Origin of the sequence: Escherichia sp. HH41S (assembly GCF_009820115.1) — a bacterium.
GTDB classification, from domain to species: domain Bacteria; phylum Pseudomonadota; class Gammaproteobacteria; order Enterobacterales; family Enterobacteriaceae; genus Escherichia; species Escherichia coli_F.
The window spans coordinates 1-491 of the sequence record NZ_VNXE01000060.1; the positions used below are offsets into that span (position 1 = coordinate 1).

At 55.4% G+C, this 491-nt stretch carries 1 pseudogene; it reads right to left on the minus strand.

From position 1 onward, the window contains the following. Window positions 1–491, minus strand: a pseudogene (locus tag FQZ95_RS09815) (phage tail tape measure protein); the annotation flags it as partial.

Consider the following 491-nt stretch of genomic DNA (forward strand, 5'->3'; position numbering starts at 1 on the left):
TGCAGGATTTTCCCGTCTTTCAGTGCCTTGTTCAGTTCTTCCTGACGGGCGGTATATTTCTCCAGCGGCGTCTGCAGCCGTTCGTAAGCCTTCTGCGCCTCTTCGGTATATTTCAGCCGTGACGCTTCGGTATCGCTCTGCTGCTGCGCATTTTTGTCCTGTTGACTCTGCTGCTCAGCCTTCTTTCGGGCGGCTTCAAGCGCAAGACGGGCCTTTTCACGATCATCCCAGTAACGCGCCCGCGCTTCATCGTTAACAAAATAATCATCCTTGCGCAGATTCCAGATATCGTCCGCTTTCTTAAACGCGGCCTCTGCCTTAATCAGCATCTCCTGCGCGGTATCAGGACGACCAATATCCAGCACCGCATCCCACATGGATTTGAATGCCCGTGCTGTCCTGTCTGCCCAGGTTTCCAGCGTGCCCATGTTCTCTTTCAGGCGGCGGGTCTGGTCATCAAACCCTTTCGTCGCGGCCTCGTTCGCCGCCTG